The organism is uncultured Moraxella sp., from assembly GCF_945873075.1.
In the GTDB taxonomy this organism is placed as follows: Bacteria; Pseudomonadota; Gammaproteobacteria; order Pseudomonadales; family Moraxellaceae; genus Moraxella.
Genome location: NZ_CAMCBS010000003.1, coordinates 60,854 through 75,321, shown reverse-complemented (window position 1 = coordinate 75,321; position 14,468 = coordinate 60,854). Strand labels below are relative to the sequence as shown.

Annotated in this window: 12 protein-coding genes; 6 read left to right on the top strand and 6 right to left on the bottom strand. The window is 46.5% G+C overall.

Translation table 11 applies throughout. The features are described from left to right. Positions 1-100: 100 nt before the first annotated feature. The 4 genes from Q0N89_RS01770 to Q0N89_RS01755 form a co-directional block, all read right to left on the bottom strand. Complete coding sequence (locus tag Q0N89_RS01770) at positions 101-1,951, bottom strand: monovalent cation:proton antiporter-2 (CPA2) family protein (protein WP_294033102.1); 1,851 nt, start codon at positions 1,949-1,951, stop codon at positions 101-103. 164 nt (positions 1,952-2,115) lie between these two features. Next, positions 2,116-3,432, bottom strand: a complete 1,317-nt coding sequence (corA, locus tag Q0N89_RS01765) for a magnesium/cobalt transporter CorA (protein ID WP_294033101.1) — start codon at positions 3,430-3,432, stop codon at positions 2,116-2,118. A 183-nt stretch (positions 3,433-3,615) separates the two neighbouring features. Then, entirely contained in the window at positions 3,616-4,383 is a 768-nt protein-coding gene (locus tag Q0N89_RS01760; RefSeq protein WP_294033100.1) for a hypothetical protein, read from the bottom strand. 123 nt (positions 4,384-4,506) lie between these two features. Then, a complete protein-coding gene (locus tag Q0N89_RS01755) occupies positions 4,507-4,746 on the bottom strand; it encodes a hypothetical protein (RefSeq protein WP_294033099.1) in 240 nt (79 codons plus the stop codon). A 433-nt stretch (positions 4,747-5,179) separates the two neighbouring features. On the opposite strand from Q0N89_RS01755, the gene Q0N89_RS01750 reads away from it, so the two are divergent. Continuing rightward, complete coding sequence (locus Q0N89_RS01750) at positions 5,180-6,466, top strand: ATP phosphoribosyltransferase regulatory subunit (RefSeq protein ID WP_294033098.1); 1,287 nt, start codon at positions 5,180-5,182, stop codon at positions 6,464-6,466. A gap of 111 nt (positions 6,467-6,577) precedes the next feature. Beyond that, positions 6,578-7,867, top strand: coding sequence for an adenylosuccinate synthase (locus Q0N89_RS01745; protein WP_294033097.1), 1,290 nt, complete (start codon positions 6,578-6,580; stop codon positions 7,865-7,867). A gap of 59 nt (positions 7,868-7,926) precedes the next feature. Here Q0N89_RS01745 and xseB read toward each other — a convergent pair whose 3' ends face one another. Continuing rightward, positions 7,927-8,154 (bottom strand): exodeoxyribonuclease VII small subunit, encoded by a 228-nt coding sequence (xseB, locus tag Q0N89_RS01740; protein WP_294033096.1) that lies wholly within the window; start codon positions 8,152-8,154, stop codon positions 7,927-7,929. A gap of 312 nt (positions 8,155-8,466) precedes the next feature. On the opposite strand from xseB, the gene Q0N89_RS01735 reads away from it, so the two are divergent. Beyond that, complete coding sequence (locus Q0N89_RS01735) at positions 8,467-9,909, top strand: DASS family sodium-coupled anion symporter (RefSeq protein ID WP_294033095.1); 1,443 nt, start codon at positions 8,467-8,469, stop codon at positions 9,907-9,909. 173 nt (positions 9,910-10,082) lie between these two features. Here the strand turns inward: Q0N89_RS01735 and Q0N89_RS01730 are convergent, their stop codons facing one another. Next, on the bottom strand, positions 10,083-11,024 hold the full coding sequence (locus tag Q0N89_RS01730; RefSeq protein ID WP_078253841.1) for a LysR substrate-binding domain-containing protein: 942 nt from the start codon (positions 11,022-11,024) through the stop codon (positions 10,083-10,085). Between the two features lie 194 nt (positions 11,025-11,218). Between Q0N89_RS01730 and Q0N89_RS01725 the strand changes: the two genes are divergently transcribed. Genes Q0N89_RS01725 through Q0N89_RS01715 form a run of 3 tightly spaced genes read left to right on the top strand, consistent with a single transcriptional unit; the run spans position 11,219 to position 14,460 of the window. Next, positions 11,219-12,766: an MFS transporter gene (locus Q0N89_RS01725; protein ID WP_294033094.1), complete on the top strand. Its 1,548-nt coding sequence runs from the start codon at positions 11,219-11,221 to the stop codon at positions 12,764-12,766. Between the two features lie 12 nt (positions 12,767-12,778). After that, complete coding sequence (gene prmC, locus Q0N89_RS01720; protein WP_294033093.1) at positions 12,779-13,678, top strand: peptide chain release factor N(5)-glutamine methyltransferase; 900 nt, start codon at positions 12,779-12,781, stop codon at positions 13,676-13,678. Continuing rightward, positions 13,675-14,460: a HesA/MoeB/ThiF family protein gene (locus Q0N89_RS01715; protein ID WP_294033092.1), complete on the top strand. Its 786-nt coding sequence runs from the start codon at positions 13,675-13,677 to the stop codon at positions 14,458-14,460. Before prmC ends, Q0N89_RS01715 begins: the two co-directional genes overlap by 4 nt. Positions 14,461-14,468 lie beyond the last annotated feature (8 nt).

Below are 14,468 nucleotides of genomic sequence, written 5' to 3'. Positions count from 1 at the left end.
TGGTAAATCCGATGTGTGATGTGCCAATGTATAGATATAAAAAAATCAGGCTGAAATTTGTTTTCGGCCTGATTTTTTTTGGCAATATTAAATGGGTGGGTTAATCGCTACTTTGCCCAAGATAAGTCCCACTTCTTGGCTGCCAATCAATCTCTTCGCCACGCATCAGCTTATCAATCATGACTTTGGTATCGGCACGATGCTCGTTCAGCAGGCTAATCATGTGCGTGTTTTTGTAGCGACCGATATCAGGATCATAGGTCTCGGCAGCACTTGCCACGCCATCGCGGTCACGGTGGTGGTACAGATGGGCGATACGCTCGGCGATGTCATTATCCATCCCGAGAATCTCAAGTGCTGTTTTGGCACTGCGTACCGCTGAATCAAAGGTCTCACGAATCACCGCATTTGCGCCTGCATGATGTAGCTGATAGGCGTGAATACGGTCATAAGCACGAGCGACGATAGGCAGATCAGGGTAATCATGGCGTAGGTGCTTGACGATGCTAGATGCTTTTTGGGGATCATTGATGGCGATCACCACAAGCTTTGCTTTGGCGATCCCTGCCATCTCAAGCAAATCAAAACGAGTCGCATCGCCATAATAGGTCTTGACACCCAGACTTGCCAAGCCATCGACATGATCGGCATCACTATCAATCAAGGTCGTCTGATAGCCACAAGCGGTCATCATACCGTTCACCACTTGTCCGTATCTGCCGTGACCTAGAATGATGATTGGATTTTCTTCATCAATCTGATCGCTATCACGCTCATTACTATTGCCTTTTTTACTGGTTAATTTACCATGAATCACCAAAAACAGCGGTGTCAGCACCATCGACAGCACGACAATGGCGGTCAGATTGGCGTGTGTGGTGTTATCAATGACCGACTGTGCTGTCGCAGCTGAAAATAGTACAAAGGCAAATTCACCGCCTTGCGCCATCATCACCGCACGCTCGGTAGCAGTCGCATGATCGGATTTGGTCAAGCGAGCTACTACATAAATCCAAATGCCTTTGGTTGCCATCAGCGCAATCACGCCAAAGCTAATGAGCTGCCAGTTATTCGCCACCACGGACAAATCAAGCGCCATCCCCACGCCCAAAAAGAACAGACCCAACAGCAGCCCACGAAACGGCTCAATATCCGCTTCAAGCTGATGGCGAAAGCTAGACTCAGATAGCAGTACACCTGCGACAAATGCACCCATCGCCATCGAGAGTCCGCCAAGCTCCATCAGTAGTGCAGAGCCTAGTACCACAAGCAGGGCAGCAGCGGTCATGATCTCACGCACGCCCGTCTTGGCAAGAATCTTAAATAGCGGATTAATCAGCACACGACCGACAAAGAATAATGCAAGCAATGAGCCAATCGCCACCAAAATCGACTGCCAAGCAGGGGTTTCGCTCGTATGCACCACAGGTGATAAAAAGGCGACGATGGCAAGCAGTGGCACGATGAGCAAATCTTCAAACAGCAAAATCGATACCATGCTTTGACCTTTGGCAGTGCCAAGCTCATTATTCTCGCCAAGACTTGACATCACAATCGCCGTCGAAGTCAGTACAAAGCCTGCCGCACCGATGAATGCCACTTGCCATGATGCACCAAACAGCATAATCACCGCCGTCATCAAGGCAGTTGCACCCAAGACTTGTAATGAGCCGAGTCCAAAAATCTGCCGACGCAGTCCCCACAGATGCGCAGGCTGCATCTCAAGCCCGATGATGAATAAGAACATCACCACGCCAAGCTCGGCGACATGAATGATGGTCTGCGGATCGGTAAATATTCCCAAACCAAACGGGCCAATCAATAGACCGCCTGCCAAATAACCAAGGACTGAACCCAGTCCAATTTTGCGAAAAATCGGTACTGCAATCACCGCTGCACCCAGTAGGGTGACAACTTTGATCAACTCACCTGCCATGCCTGCTTCGGCCATATTTCACCTTCAATATTGTGTCAAAATTATCACAATGATTTCAAAAACTATAAAAAAAGACAGCATACCGTATATGCTGTCATCTTAACTGAAAATTAAAAATTTCACCAATACTATCAGAAAAAATAAGAAAATCTTATGGACTGATTATTTATTTTGATAAATTATAACCAACCTGCTTTTCTAAATTTATGATGTAAGTACAAACAAACAGCAATCACCGCACCCAGCACGATAAAATAGCCGTATTTATAGTGCAATTCAGGCATAAAATCAAAGTTCATCCCATAGATGCCTGCCACCGCCGTCGGCACGGCAGCGATACCCGCCCAAGCAGCAAGCTTACGCACGACATCGTTTTGCCCCATTGTTACCATCGCCATGTAGGTATCCATCGCAACCGACAGCATTTCGTTAAGTCCGTTTACCGCATCGAGCGAGCGTAGCAGGTGGTCATTGACATCACGAAAATAGGGCTTGGCAGCAGCAGGAAAAGCGGCTACGAGTTCATTTTTTTTGTGATTGATAAAGAAATTACACACATCTTGTACAGGCAAAATCACCGCACGCATATGGACAAGTTGTGATTTGAGCTCGTACAGGCTTTTGAGCGTTGATTTACTAAATTCATGCGAAAAAATGTTGCGTTCTTGTTCACGCAGATAGTTACCCAAGCGGTCAGTAATCGGCAAATAGTTATCGACGATAAAGTCCATGATGGCGTGCAGCACAAAAATCGGGCCAAGACGCAGTTTCTCGGGACGGCGATGGCAATGCTCGCGCACAGGGCTGTATGAGTTGGACGCACCACGACGCACGCTGATGATGAAATTTTTACCCATAAAAATTGCAGTCGTGCCGTAGCGGATTTGGTTGTCTTCAAGCTTGGCGGTACGCACGACGACGAAAATGGTGTCATTGCCATAGCTTTCGACTTTTGGGCGTTGGTGGTCGGCAAAGGCATCTTCGAGTGCCAGCTCATGCAGATCAAAGGCATCTTGGACTTCTTTGACCGTCTCAAGGCTCGGATCATATAGTCCAAGCCAAATAAACTGATTGTTATTGGTCAAGGCACGGCTGACATCTTCGATCGCCAAAGGCTCAATCGGTGCGCCTGTTTTACGAGAATACGAATAGCAGATGATGGTCTCGTTATCCCCTGATTGCTCAATGTCTTCAAAGCGGTCGGCATCAGGGTCATAGACAGTCATCGTCTCGATGGTGTCTTCGAGCGTGGCATCAGAGTCGCCGTAGATATAGCTGTCGTGCGTGTCGTGGAAGGTCTCGGCAGATGATTTGCTCTCGGCTTCGTCAAGATCGTCATCGTCTTCTTGCTCGCCTTCGTCATCTAGCCATTCTTCGGCTTGCTCATCATCTCGCTCATCGGCAGGCTCAAACAGTTCGGCTTGTACAGGTGTGCGAGTCGGCTTGGCGGTCTCACTCGGGGTGCGGTCTGTGTCTGTTTCGTGCTGTTGAGTCATCGCAAAACCCCCTTAAGTTCACTGCCAAAATCTGCTTAAAAGTGAACATTATAGCAACATTTTTGGCTGATTTCATCTGTTTTGATAATTAATCCGATACACAAAATGGGCGTTGGCGTATAATATCGACATAAGTACAGTGGGTGTATATTATGCTGATGGTGTGTGGGGTGCACCCCGCCACTAAATATCACTTATAAAACTTGGTTTTTCAACATTTGGCATATTATCATAAGCCCTTAATAAAACTTGCTCAGGGCTTAGCGGTGCATGATAATTTTCATAAACAACCTTTAACCAAATAGTAGCACGGTTATATTGACCACAGCCTAACCAATCGCTTTCAAGATGTTTGATAAGTAGTTTTTTGCCAAGCTCAAGCATGGTTGTATTATCATATTGTGGGTTTATTTTATTTTGACAAACCAAATAACCGTATTCTCTTGGTGTGAGAGTTTTTCTATCGATACGAATATTTTTACTGCCATAATATCGTTCAAATTCATCAATACCTGCCTGATAAGTTTGGGATTGAACACATAACCCCATATAGTCATCTAAACAACAAGTTTTAAGCTGGTTTTTTTGACACCACAGTTCATCTACATAATAATCTGCATACCATCGTCTAGCTTGCTCCCAATCAATTAAGCTATCTGTGCCAGTATGTAGCCATTTGGCTAGGGCAAGACTTTCGTACATACGGTATTGTCGAAATGCCATACTCATCATTTTGAGCGTTTCTTTGCTGTCAATTGCTTTTTGCAACCATGCTATACGACTAGGTAAAATAACTTCTGTTTCTTGCTTAAGACCTACAATCCAATGAGAAATCATCATGCTAATGCTAGCTTCAGACATCGATCCCATCTTAAGATTTGGGTTGTATTCCATATTGACTAAAAAGTCAATCATTGCATTGTGTCTGCTAAGTATTGGATCAAATAGCATTTTTACCTCTTGTTAATATATGTCGCTATTACGAGCATTGCCTGCCTTAGTGCGTAGGGTGAACACCGTGCACCGTTGATTGAACGGTTTTTTTGATGATGCGTGGTACGCACCGTACTGTACTTAATCCGATCCAAACAGTCTTTTTAATTCAGCGAAAAAAATCTTGAGTTCAGAAAAAACAAACCGAACCGTTTTAAATAGAACAAATACAAACGCTATGCCAAAAAGATAGTACATAAAATTTGGAACAGGTCCAAAACCATAATAATCAGCACTTAACATACTTGCAAGCCATATCCAAGCCGAAAAGATGAGTATAAAAACTCTAACATGCGGCTTTTTCTTGTTGTCTAATGACATTCTTTTATACTTCCTTTCTACAGTGCAGTAGGGTGCATACCATGCACCATCAATCCTACTTGATGATGGCTCACAGGCGGCCCCATTATACCTTGATTGGGACGGATTTTGAGTATGAAATATGATTTTCGTTAGGTGTGTATCAAGCAAAATCCCAAAATTTAAAAAAAATTTGCAAATATGCCTTGCAAGGTCGTGTTAGTATGATACACTAGATAGGAAAAAATTTCTGATTGTCTGCGGACGCATCTTTTTTCCTGTCTGTGAGTGGATGGGATGTCAAATTTTTTCACCAGATTTGTTTATTATTCTTGTTAATTGATGGTTGTTGATTAACAAGTTTTATACTGTCAAAAAAATGCAATTGATGTGGCATTGATAGGGTGTCATGTGATTGCTTTTGTAAGTTTTGTATGCCTAACAGGGGTTTTTTGTGCCACATTCTAGCACCAATACCAATCCAACCGATCACACGATCGCAAAAAAGCTACAACAAAACTGGCTGTTGCCTGATGGGGTGGCGGATGTGCTATTTACCGATGCCCAAAAACAAGAAAGCCTGCGTGATGCACTGCTGTTCGTCTTGACGGCGCATGGCTATCGCTTGGTGTCGCCACCTTTGATTGAATACACCGAAAGCCTGCTTGGTCATGCTGATGAAGACCTAAAACGCCAAACTTTTAAATTCATCGACCAGCTAAACGGTCGCTTGATGGGTCTGCGTGCGGACATCACGCCACAGATTTTGCGCATTGATAGCAAATACGGGCAGGGCGTTAGCCGTTATTGCTATGTCGGTCAAGTGGTCAAAACTTTGCCAACCGGTCTATTTGGTCTGCGTACACCACTACAGATGGGTGCGGAGATTTTTGGTGTCAAGAGTATTGATGCTGAGATTTCATTGATTGATTTGTTAGCAGCGCTGATGGATGAAATTGGGCTTGCTCGTGATAGCCTGCATATGGATGTCGGTCATGTGGCGATTTTTGAGCGTCTGTGTGCTTTGCACCAAGTGTCAGCCACCGATGTCGATACACTGATGGCGATTTATCACAAAAAAGCCTTGCCTGAGCTACAAGCATTTTGCCAAACGCTTGGCGATACTTTGGGCGATGTCGATGGGGCGAATGACTTTTTGGTGCTCGGTAAGCACACGCTGGCCCAAGATGGCGTGCCAAATGCGGATAATCTATTATCCAAGCTGTCTGCCAAAGCACGCACAGATACGATTATCTGCCAAGCGACCGATGAGATTGTCGCCTTGATTGCGCACATTCGCACGCTTGGCATGGGTGTCAGCCTAGATATCACGGAGTTGTCAGGCTATCACTATCATACAGGGATTGTGTTCAATGCTTATTTGGCGCACAGCCAAACTGCCCAGACTCAAGCACTGGTGCGTGGCGGTCGCTTTGAAGGCTTGTCGGTTGATGGCAAGGCTCGGGCGGCGACGGGCTTTAGTATGGATATTAACCGTTTGCTTGAGTTTGTTGAGCTACAAGAAGATACCGTGATTTGGGTGGATTATGCAGATTTGCAAAGTGCCACCGCTGAACAAAAAGCCGATTTATCCGAACAAATCAAAACCTTACAAACCGAAGGCTGTATCGTCATCAAGCCACTGTCAGCCGATGATAAGCCGCAGACCATCGATGGCGTACTGCATTTTGATGGTGAGCAGGGCGTCTGGGCGGTGCAGTTGGTCGGTGATGACTTTTAGTCGGTCTTAATAATTGGTTTGAATGAATCAGATTTGACCTTATTTAGCCATATTGATTTTGATATAAATCAGTTTATTTTAATTTTGTGTTTATCAACTTAAGGATTTATCATGGGTAAGAATGTTGTTGTGCTAGGTAGCCAGTGGGGCGACGAAGGCAAAGGCAAAATCGTTGACCTACTCACCGAAAAAGCAACGGCGGTCGCACGCTTTCAAGGCGGTCATAACGCAGGTCATACGCTGGTGGTTGGCGGTGAAAAAACCGTTCTGCATCTGATTCCATCAGGTATCTTGCGTGAAGGCGTGACCTGCTTTATCGGCAATGGTGTGGTGCTTGCCCCTGATGCACTGCTCAAAGAAATGAACGGCCTAATCGAAAAAGGCGTACCGGTGCGTGAGCGTCTGCGTATCTCGCCTGCCTGTCCGCTGATTATGCCTTATCATGTGGCGCTTGATCAAGCTCGTGAAATCAAGCGTGGCAATGCCAAAATCGGTACGACAGGTCGTGGTATCGGCCCTGCGTACGAAGACAAAGTGGCTCGTCGTGGTCTAAAAGTTGCTGATTTGTTCCGTGACGATTTGCCACAAAAGCTTGAAGGCTTGCTTGAATACCATAACTTTGCATTGACCCAGTATTACAAGGTTGATGCCATTGACTTTGATGCGACTTTGGCACTGTGCAAGGCATGGGCGGCAGAAATCAAAGATTTAGTCGTCGATGTCACTGATGCGCTAGAGACTCGCCGTCAAAATGGCGAAAACTTGATGTTCGAAGGCGCACAAGGTACGCTACTTGACATCGATCACGGTACTTATCCGTTTGTCACGAGCTCAAACACGACAGCAGGCGGTGTCTCAACTGGTACAGGTCTTGGCCCATTGTACCTAGATTATGTGCTAGGCATCACCAAAGCCTATACCACGCGTGTCGGCTCTGGCCCATTCCCAACTGAGCTGTTTGATGAAGTGGGTGCACACCTTGCTAAAGTCGGTCATGAATTTGGCGCAACCACAGGCCGTGCTCGTCGCTGTGGCTGGTTTGACGCAGTGAGCCTACGCCGTGCTGTGGTGCTAAACTCAATGTCGGGCATCTGCCTAACCAAGCTTGATGTATTGGATGGCTTAGAAGAAATCCGCATCTGCACAGAGTACGAAGTGCCAACCAGTGAAATCGCTGGTGCGTATGACGCTGAATACTACGAAAAAGTCACGCCAAAGTTTGAAACTTTGGCAGGTTGGAGCGAATCAACCATCGGTATCACTAAGTTTGAAGATTTGCCAACCAATGCGCAAATCTATATCAAGCGTATCGAAGAGCTGGTCGGCTGCCCTGTGGACATCATCTCAACTGGCCCTGACCGTGCTGAGACCATCGTCCTGCGTGACCCGTATGATGCTTAATTGAATCCAAATGAAAACCGCAATGAATAAGTCATTGCGGTTTTTTGATTTGATCAGTCTCAGTCGTTGCTTGATTCATCAGTGTCTTGAGCATTTTCAAAAGCGGATTTAAGTGCGCTTTCAACTGCATCAATGCGTGCTTGGCAGATTTTATAAGCACTCAGCGACTCTTCGACGACGGTGACTAGATTATCAATGTCAAGCTCATCGGCATGTTCTAGGTAATCGGCATTTTTCTTTAGAATAAGATAAGCATCTTTAAAATTATCTGGTGCAGTTTGGCTCATGGGGACTATCCTATAAAAATATGCTTGGTATTGTAGCGAATTTTTGATGATTTGTTAAGTGATCTAGGGGCTGAGTTGCTTTTACTCTTCATTTGGCAGGCTGATTGCTTTAAGCTTACAAAACTGTTGCAAATTCTTACTATTTTGTTATCATAGCAGATGAACGATTGGATGATTGTGTGAATTGCTCATGGTGGGGTACTGCCATGAGTTTTTTCACATTAATACGATCCGTCGTGATCCGTTTTCATTTGACGGCGATTGACAGGTGTTGATGCTGCGCAAATGATTTGTTTGTATTAAGGATGAACTATGACACAAAATACTCACCAAGAGTCGGACTTCACACTCAGAACCGACTTTCAGCATGATGATAACAGCACGCCGCCATCGGGTAAGGTGCGTAGCGATGCGATCAAAGGCATTGTGATTACGGCAGTTGCAGCGATTTTTGCTTATTTTTTATCGACAATTTTACCGTTTGAGCCACTTGCCAACAAAGGCTTGGCACTGGCAAGCTTTATCGGCATCCTATGGCTGACCGAAGCGATTCATGTCACGGCAACTGCGATACTTGTACCGATGCTTGCCATCTTTATTGGCATTCCTGAATTTGACACCAAAAAAGCACTGACCAGCTTTGCTGACCCGATTATCTTTGTTTTCTTTGGTGGTTTTGCACTGGCGGCGACTTTGCACGTCCAAAAGCTTGACCGTAAAATCGCCTTTGGCTTGATTAGCCTTGCCGGTGGTCATCTGGGCGGTGCGGTATTGATGATGTTTGCGGTGACCGCAGGCTTATCGATGTGGATTAGTAACACGGCAACTGCTGCAATGATGCTGCCGCTTGCCATTGGTATCCTATCTTCGGTGGATGAGGCCAAAGACCGCAATACCTTTGTATTCGTGCTATTGGGTATCGCTTATTCAGCATCGATCGGTGGCTTGGGTACTTTGGTAGGTTCACCGCCGAACGCTATCGCTGCCAAAGAACTAGGCATTGGCTTTAGTGAGTGGACGGGCTTTGGTCTGCCAATGATGCTGATTCTGATGCCATTTTTGCTAGGTACGATGTATTTGGTATTGCGTCCAAAGCTAAACCAAAAAATCCAAATGCAAAGCCAAGAAAAAATCGAATGGACGTTGCCACGAGTGCTGACTTTGGTGATTTTTGCCATTACCGCATTGAGCTGGATTTTTGGTAAGCAATTGGGCGAAGCGTTCGGCTTCAAACAGCCTGATACGGTGATTGCACTATTTGCTGCGGTGGCGGTACTACTGTGCGGTCTGGTGAGCTGGAAACAAGTCTCTGACAACACCGACTGGGGCGTGTTGATGCTATTTGGTGGTGGTATCGCCTTGTCTGATATCATGAAAAATACAGGCGCATCAGCGGTGCTTGGCGAGAGTATCTCGGTGGCATTGGCAGGTGCATCGCCACTATTGGTGATTTTTGTGATTGCGGCGTTTATCATCTTCTTGACCGAGTTCACCAGTAATACAGCATCAGCTGCGCTACTTGTGCCGCTGTTTGCGCCGATTGGCGTACAGCTTGGCTTGCCACCTGAAGTGCTGATTATGGTTATCGGTATCGGTGCATCGTGTGCCTTTATGATGCCTGTGGCAACACCGCCAAACGCCATCGTCATGGGTACAGGTCATGTCAAACAGCGTGATATGATGAAGGTTGGTTGGTGGCTGAATCTCGTTGCCATTGCCATCGTTACCATCTGGGCGTATGTGTTCTTGGCATAAGCTATAAGCCCTGCAATAAAAATTCCCTTGAGTAGCATCAAGGGAATTTTTTATAAGATAATTTATTAAATTAATTAAACTTATCAATTTATATCAATACTATTTCATATCAATGCTATGAAAGTGTATCAATAATTATTAAATTTCCATTATCAAATTTCAATTATCAAGCATCAAATTTCAAACTGTGCTTGGCACAGCTTGATAAATTCATGACCAAATTTGCGAATTTCGCTGTCATCGCGCACGGCAATCCAGCTGGTAAAGCGTCCAAAATAAGTCACCGGAATGGCAACCAAATCCGGATAATGCTTCGGCTGATACGCCATTTCAGCGATGATACCGATGCCTAAGCCTGCTGATACATAGGTGCTAATCACATCCGAGTCAAGGGCGGCAAGCACGATATCAGGCGCAAAGCCTGCACTCTCAAAGCTTTTATCAATCGCACCACGACCAGTAAAGCCCCCATGATAAGTCACAATCGGATAGCTTGCCAATGTCGGCAAATCAATGCCATCGACTTGACCTGCAAAAACAGCCAATTCATGGTCTTTTGGGACGATGACCACGTGCGACCAGTCATAATAGCGATGGCAACGCAGTACATCATTATTGAGCAAAGATTCGGTGGCGATACCGATATCGGCTTGTCCACGAATCACCATCTGCGCGATGGTCTCGGGGTCGGCTTGCTGAAGCACAAGATTGACTTTATCAAATTTTTCACGAAACTCTTTGACAATCTGAGGTAGTACATAGCGTGCTTGAGTGTGTGTGGTGGCGACGGTCAATGTACCTGCTTGGGCATTATTAAAATCAAGGCTTAGATTCTCAATAGTACGAATCTCAGCAAAAATCGCTTCGATGTGTGGTAGCAGTGCCTTGCCAATCGGTGTCAGGCCAGTCAGTCGCTTGCCTTGACGGGTAAAGACATCGGCTTTGAGCTGATTTTCTAGGGCGGCGATTTGCTTAGATAGGCTCGATTGGCTCGTATGTAGCAGTTCGGCGGCTTGGCTTAAGTTGTAGCCATTGACCACCGTGTGCCATACGGTTTCAAGTTGTTTGAGCTGAATTTGTAAATGTCGCTGATTGATGACGATATCAATTGCCATAACTGCCCTTGTCAATAAATGAATCAAAAATAGTTAATCATACCGAATTTTTGGGCAAAAAGGTAGGATAAATTGCGAAATTTATGACAAATCCATCAAAAATACGGTAAAATGTAAAATTTGAATTACTAACCAGACCAAACAAAAGCGTAAAATGTAGCTTGATTTTGGTCACGATAATGAGTTGGCACGATATGAGCGGTACAAACATTGACCAATCGACACAGCTGAGCGCATGGCAAGCGTTTACTAAGGCGTATTTTAACCCGCAGGCGCTTGCTTTGGCGTTTTTGGGATTTGCAGCAGGGATACCATTTTTGCTTGTGTTTTCAAGCTTGGGGCTTTGGCTGCGTGAAGCGGGGATTGACCGTGCGACGGTGACGATGTTTGGCTGGGCGGGGCTTGGTTATTCGTTTAAGTTCATTTGGGCGCCGCTTGTCGATGCTTTGCCATTGCCGATTTTGACTCGCCTGCTGGGTCGTCGTCGTGGCTGGCTACTACTTACCCAAGTGATGATTATCGCATCATTGGTACTGATGGCGATGACCAATCCGCAGAATAGTGAACAGATGCTGAGCGTGATGGCGGCAGGGGCAGTACTGCTTGGCTTTTCGTCAGCATCGCAGGACATCGTGATTGATGCTTATCGTATTGAGTCAGCACCTGCCGATATGCAGCCTGCACTGTCGGCGACCTATGTGGCAGGCTATCGGGTGGGGCTGATTGTCTCGGGTGCCGGTGCGTTGTATTTGGCGGACTTTTTTGGCTCGACGATGGAGGCGTATAATTATCTGGCTTGGCAAAAAACTTATCTGATTATGGCTGCGGTGATGCTCATCGGTGTGGCGACGACGCTCATTATCCGTGAGCCAAAAGCCGCCATCAAGCCAATCACCAATGAGACCCGTGATTATCTGCGTTTGGTGCTGGTGTTCGTGCTGTCGGTGCTAGGGTTTATTGCCACTTTCCGTGTAATCGGTAGTGCATTGCCTGAGACCGAAAGCGTGCTGGCGGGCTTTTTGTACGGCTGTGTGCAGTTTATCTCAAGCTTGGTGGCGTTTGCGCTGATTGGCTATGCTTTGGTCAAGGCAGGCGTGGTCGCACAAGCGGTGGCGATGAAAACTTGGGTTGAGCCTGTGGCGGATTTTTTTGCTCGTTATGGCAAAAAAGCACTGCTACTGCTTGCGCTGATTGGTCTATATCGTATCAGCGATGTGATTGCGGGTAATATTTCAAATATCTTTTATCAAGATTTGGGCTTTAGTAAGACCCAAATCGCCAATGCGGTCAAGCTGGTGGGTGTGGTCGCAAGTATCGGTGGCGGCTTTATTGGTGGTTGGCTTGCCCAAAAGATGAACATCATGAAGGCGATGAGCGTCGGGGCGATTTTGGCGTGTGTGACCAATTTGCTATTTATCCTGCTATTTATGACGCCGACCGTGCCGATGATGTACTTTGCGGTGATTACTGATAACTTGGCGGCAGGCCTTGCCAGTGCGGTATTCATTGCCTTTTTGTCGGCCTTGACATCGATTCGCTTTACGGCGGTACAATATGCGCTGTTCTCATCGCTGATGACCCTTGCGCCGAAGCTGATTGGTGGCTATTCGGGGGCGATTGTCGATGCGACGAGCTATGCGTTTTTCTTTGGCTTTACTTTCTTGGTCGGTGTGCCTGTGCTATTATTGATTTATCTAGTCAATAAGCACATTGATATCAATGAGCCACAGATTGGTGATTAATCCGATATTATAATGAATCAATTAACTATTTATAATCAGTTACAACACCTGTCGATTGCACGCATTCGGCAGGTGTTTGCTACTTGGCAGTCGCAGAATTTGCCCCGTCATTGGCTTGATGGTTGGTTGCTTACTGTGATTAATCAGCCATCGGTGTTTTTGATTACCGATGGTGATTATGTACCTAGTGATGATGAAATGACTCGGCTAAGCATCGGTATCGCTCGGATGATGGATGGCGAGCCGTTGGCGTATTTGACGGGGATGCAGGGCTTTTGGGGACGTGAGTTTGTGGTCAATGCCCATACGCTGATACCCAGAGCGGATACGGAGATTTTGATTGAGACGGTGCTTGGGATGGTCAAGCAGAGTGATATCAGTGCATCGCCTGCCATTTTGGATCTAGGCACAGGTAGCGGCTGTATTGGCATTACTTTGGCACTAGAATTGCCGTCATCATCGGTGGTGGCAGTGGATTATTCGGATGAGGCTTTGGCGGTGGCTAGCCAAAACGCAGACAGGCTTGGTGCGGAGAATTGCACGCTGATACGCTCAGATTGGTACAGTGCGATCGATGGCGTATTTGACATCATCGTCAGCAATCCGCCTTATATCGCCAAAGATGACGCCCATATGGCAGCACTGACCCATGAGCCTGTCAGTGCTTTGGTTGCTGACCAAGATGGACTAGCAGATATCATCACCATCGCCGATGGTGCACATTGGCATCTGCGAGCAGGCGGGCTACTGGTCATTGAGCATGGCTATGATCAAGGAATGGCAGTGTGTGAGATTCTGACCAAGGCAGGCTTTGTGGATGTACGCACGGTCAAGGATTATGGCAATAATGACCGCATCACGCTTGGCTTTTGTCGCTCAATCGATGGCAAATCGTTTGGTGGCTTAACATGATACAGCACGCAGTGGATAACCAAGCAAACAGCTTGGGCGACAGCCTAAGCGATACAGAAATGATGCGTTATGCTCGCCAAATCCTGCTCGATGGCTGGGATATTGATGCACAGCTACGGCTTAAGCACAGCCATGCCATCATCGTCGGCATGGGCGGACTCGGCTGCCCTGTGGCGCAGGTGCTCGTGCGTGCAGGGATTGGGCGATTGACCATCATTGACGATGATGTCATCGATGAGAGTAATTTACAAAGACAATCGCTATATTTTGATACCGACATCGGCAAGCCCAAAGCCGTCATTGCCAAATCATCACTACATCAGCACAATGCACTGACACATATCACGGCGATGACCGATCGAGTGACACAGGATAATGTACATCAGCTGATTGATGGTGCGGATTTGGTGATTGATTGTACGGATAATTTTGCGGTGCGTGATTTATTAAATCAAACCTGCCGTCATCAGCAGCTACCCCTATTATCGACATCGGCGATTGGTGAAGTGGGGCAATTGGCGCTATATACGCCCGATACAGGGTGTTATCGCTGTGTGTTCGGCGATGATGTGGGTGATGAGATGACCTGCGCGACATCGGGTGTACTCGCTAGTACGGTGGCGGTCATCGGGACGATGGCATCGCAGGTGGCTTTGACATATTTGGGTAAGGCTTGTAATCCCATTGCAAATACGCTTGTCACTTGGCAGGGGCAGAGTATGACGCTCAAGCATCGAATATTTGAGCGTGATGAATCCTGCCCTGTGTGCGGTTCGCCTTGAATTTTGGC

Bases quoted from the DNA above. Each gene is read 5' to 3' on its own strand.
- Q0N89_RS01770 (WP_294033102.1), bottom strand. From the start codon at position 1,951: ATGGCCGAAGCAGGCATGGCAGGTGAGTTGATCAAAGTTGTCACCCTA.
- corA (WP_294033101.1), bottom strand. From the start codon at position 3,432: ATGACTCAACAGCACGAAACAGACACAGACCGCACCCCGAGTGAGACC.
- Q0N89_RS01760 (WP_294033100.1), bottom strand. From the start codon at position 4,383: ATGCTATTTGATCCAATACTTAGCAGACACAATGCAATGATTGACTTT.
- Q0N89_RS01755 (WP_294033099.1), bottom strand. From the start codon at position 4,746: ATGTCATTAGACAACAAGAAAAAGCCGCATGTTAGAGTTTTTATACTC.
- Q0N89_RS01745 (WP_294033097.1), top strand. From the start codon at position 6,578: ATGGGTAAGAATGTTGTTGTGCTAGGTAGCCAGTGGGGCGACGAAGGC.
- xseB (WP_294033096.1), bottom strand. From the start codon at position 8,154: ATGAGCCAAACTGCACCAGATAATTTTAAAGATGCTTATCTTATTCTA.
- Q0N89_RS01735 (WP_294033095.1), top strand. From the start codon at position 8,467: ATGACACAAAATACTCACCAAGAGTCGGACTTCACACTCAGAACCGAC.
- Q0N89_RS01730 (WP_078253841.1), bottom strand. From the start codon at position 11,024: ATGGCAATTGATATCGTCATCAATCAGCGACATTTACAAATTCAGCTC.
- Q0N89_RS01725 (WP_294033094.1), top strand. From the start codon at position 11,219: ATGAGCGGTACAAACATTGACCAATCGACACAGCTGAGCGCATGGCAA.
- prmC (WP_294033093.1), top strand. From the start codon at position 12,779: ATGAATCAATTAACTATTTATAATCAGTTACAACACCTGTCGATTGCA.
- Q0N89_RS01715 (WP_294033092.1), top strand. From the start codon at position 13,675: ATGATACAGCACGCAGTGGATAACCAAGCAAACAGCTTGGGCGACAGC.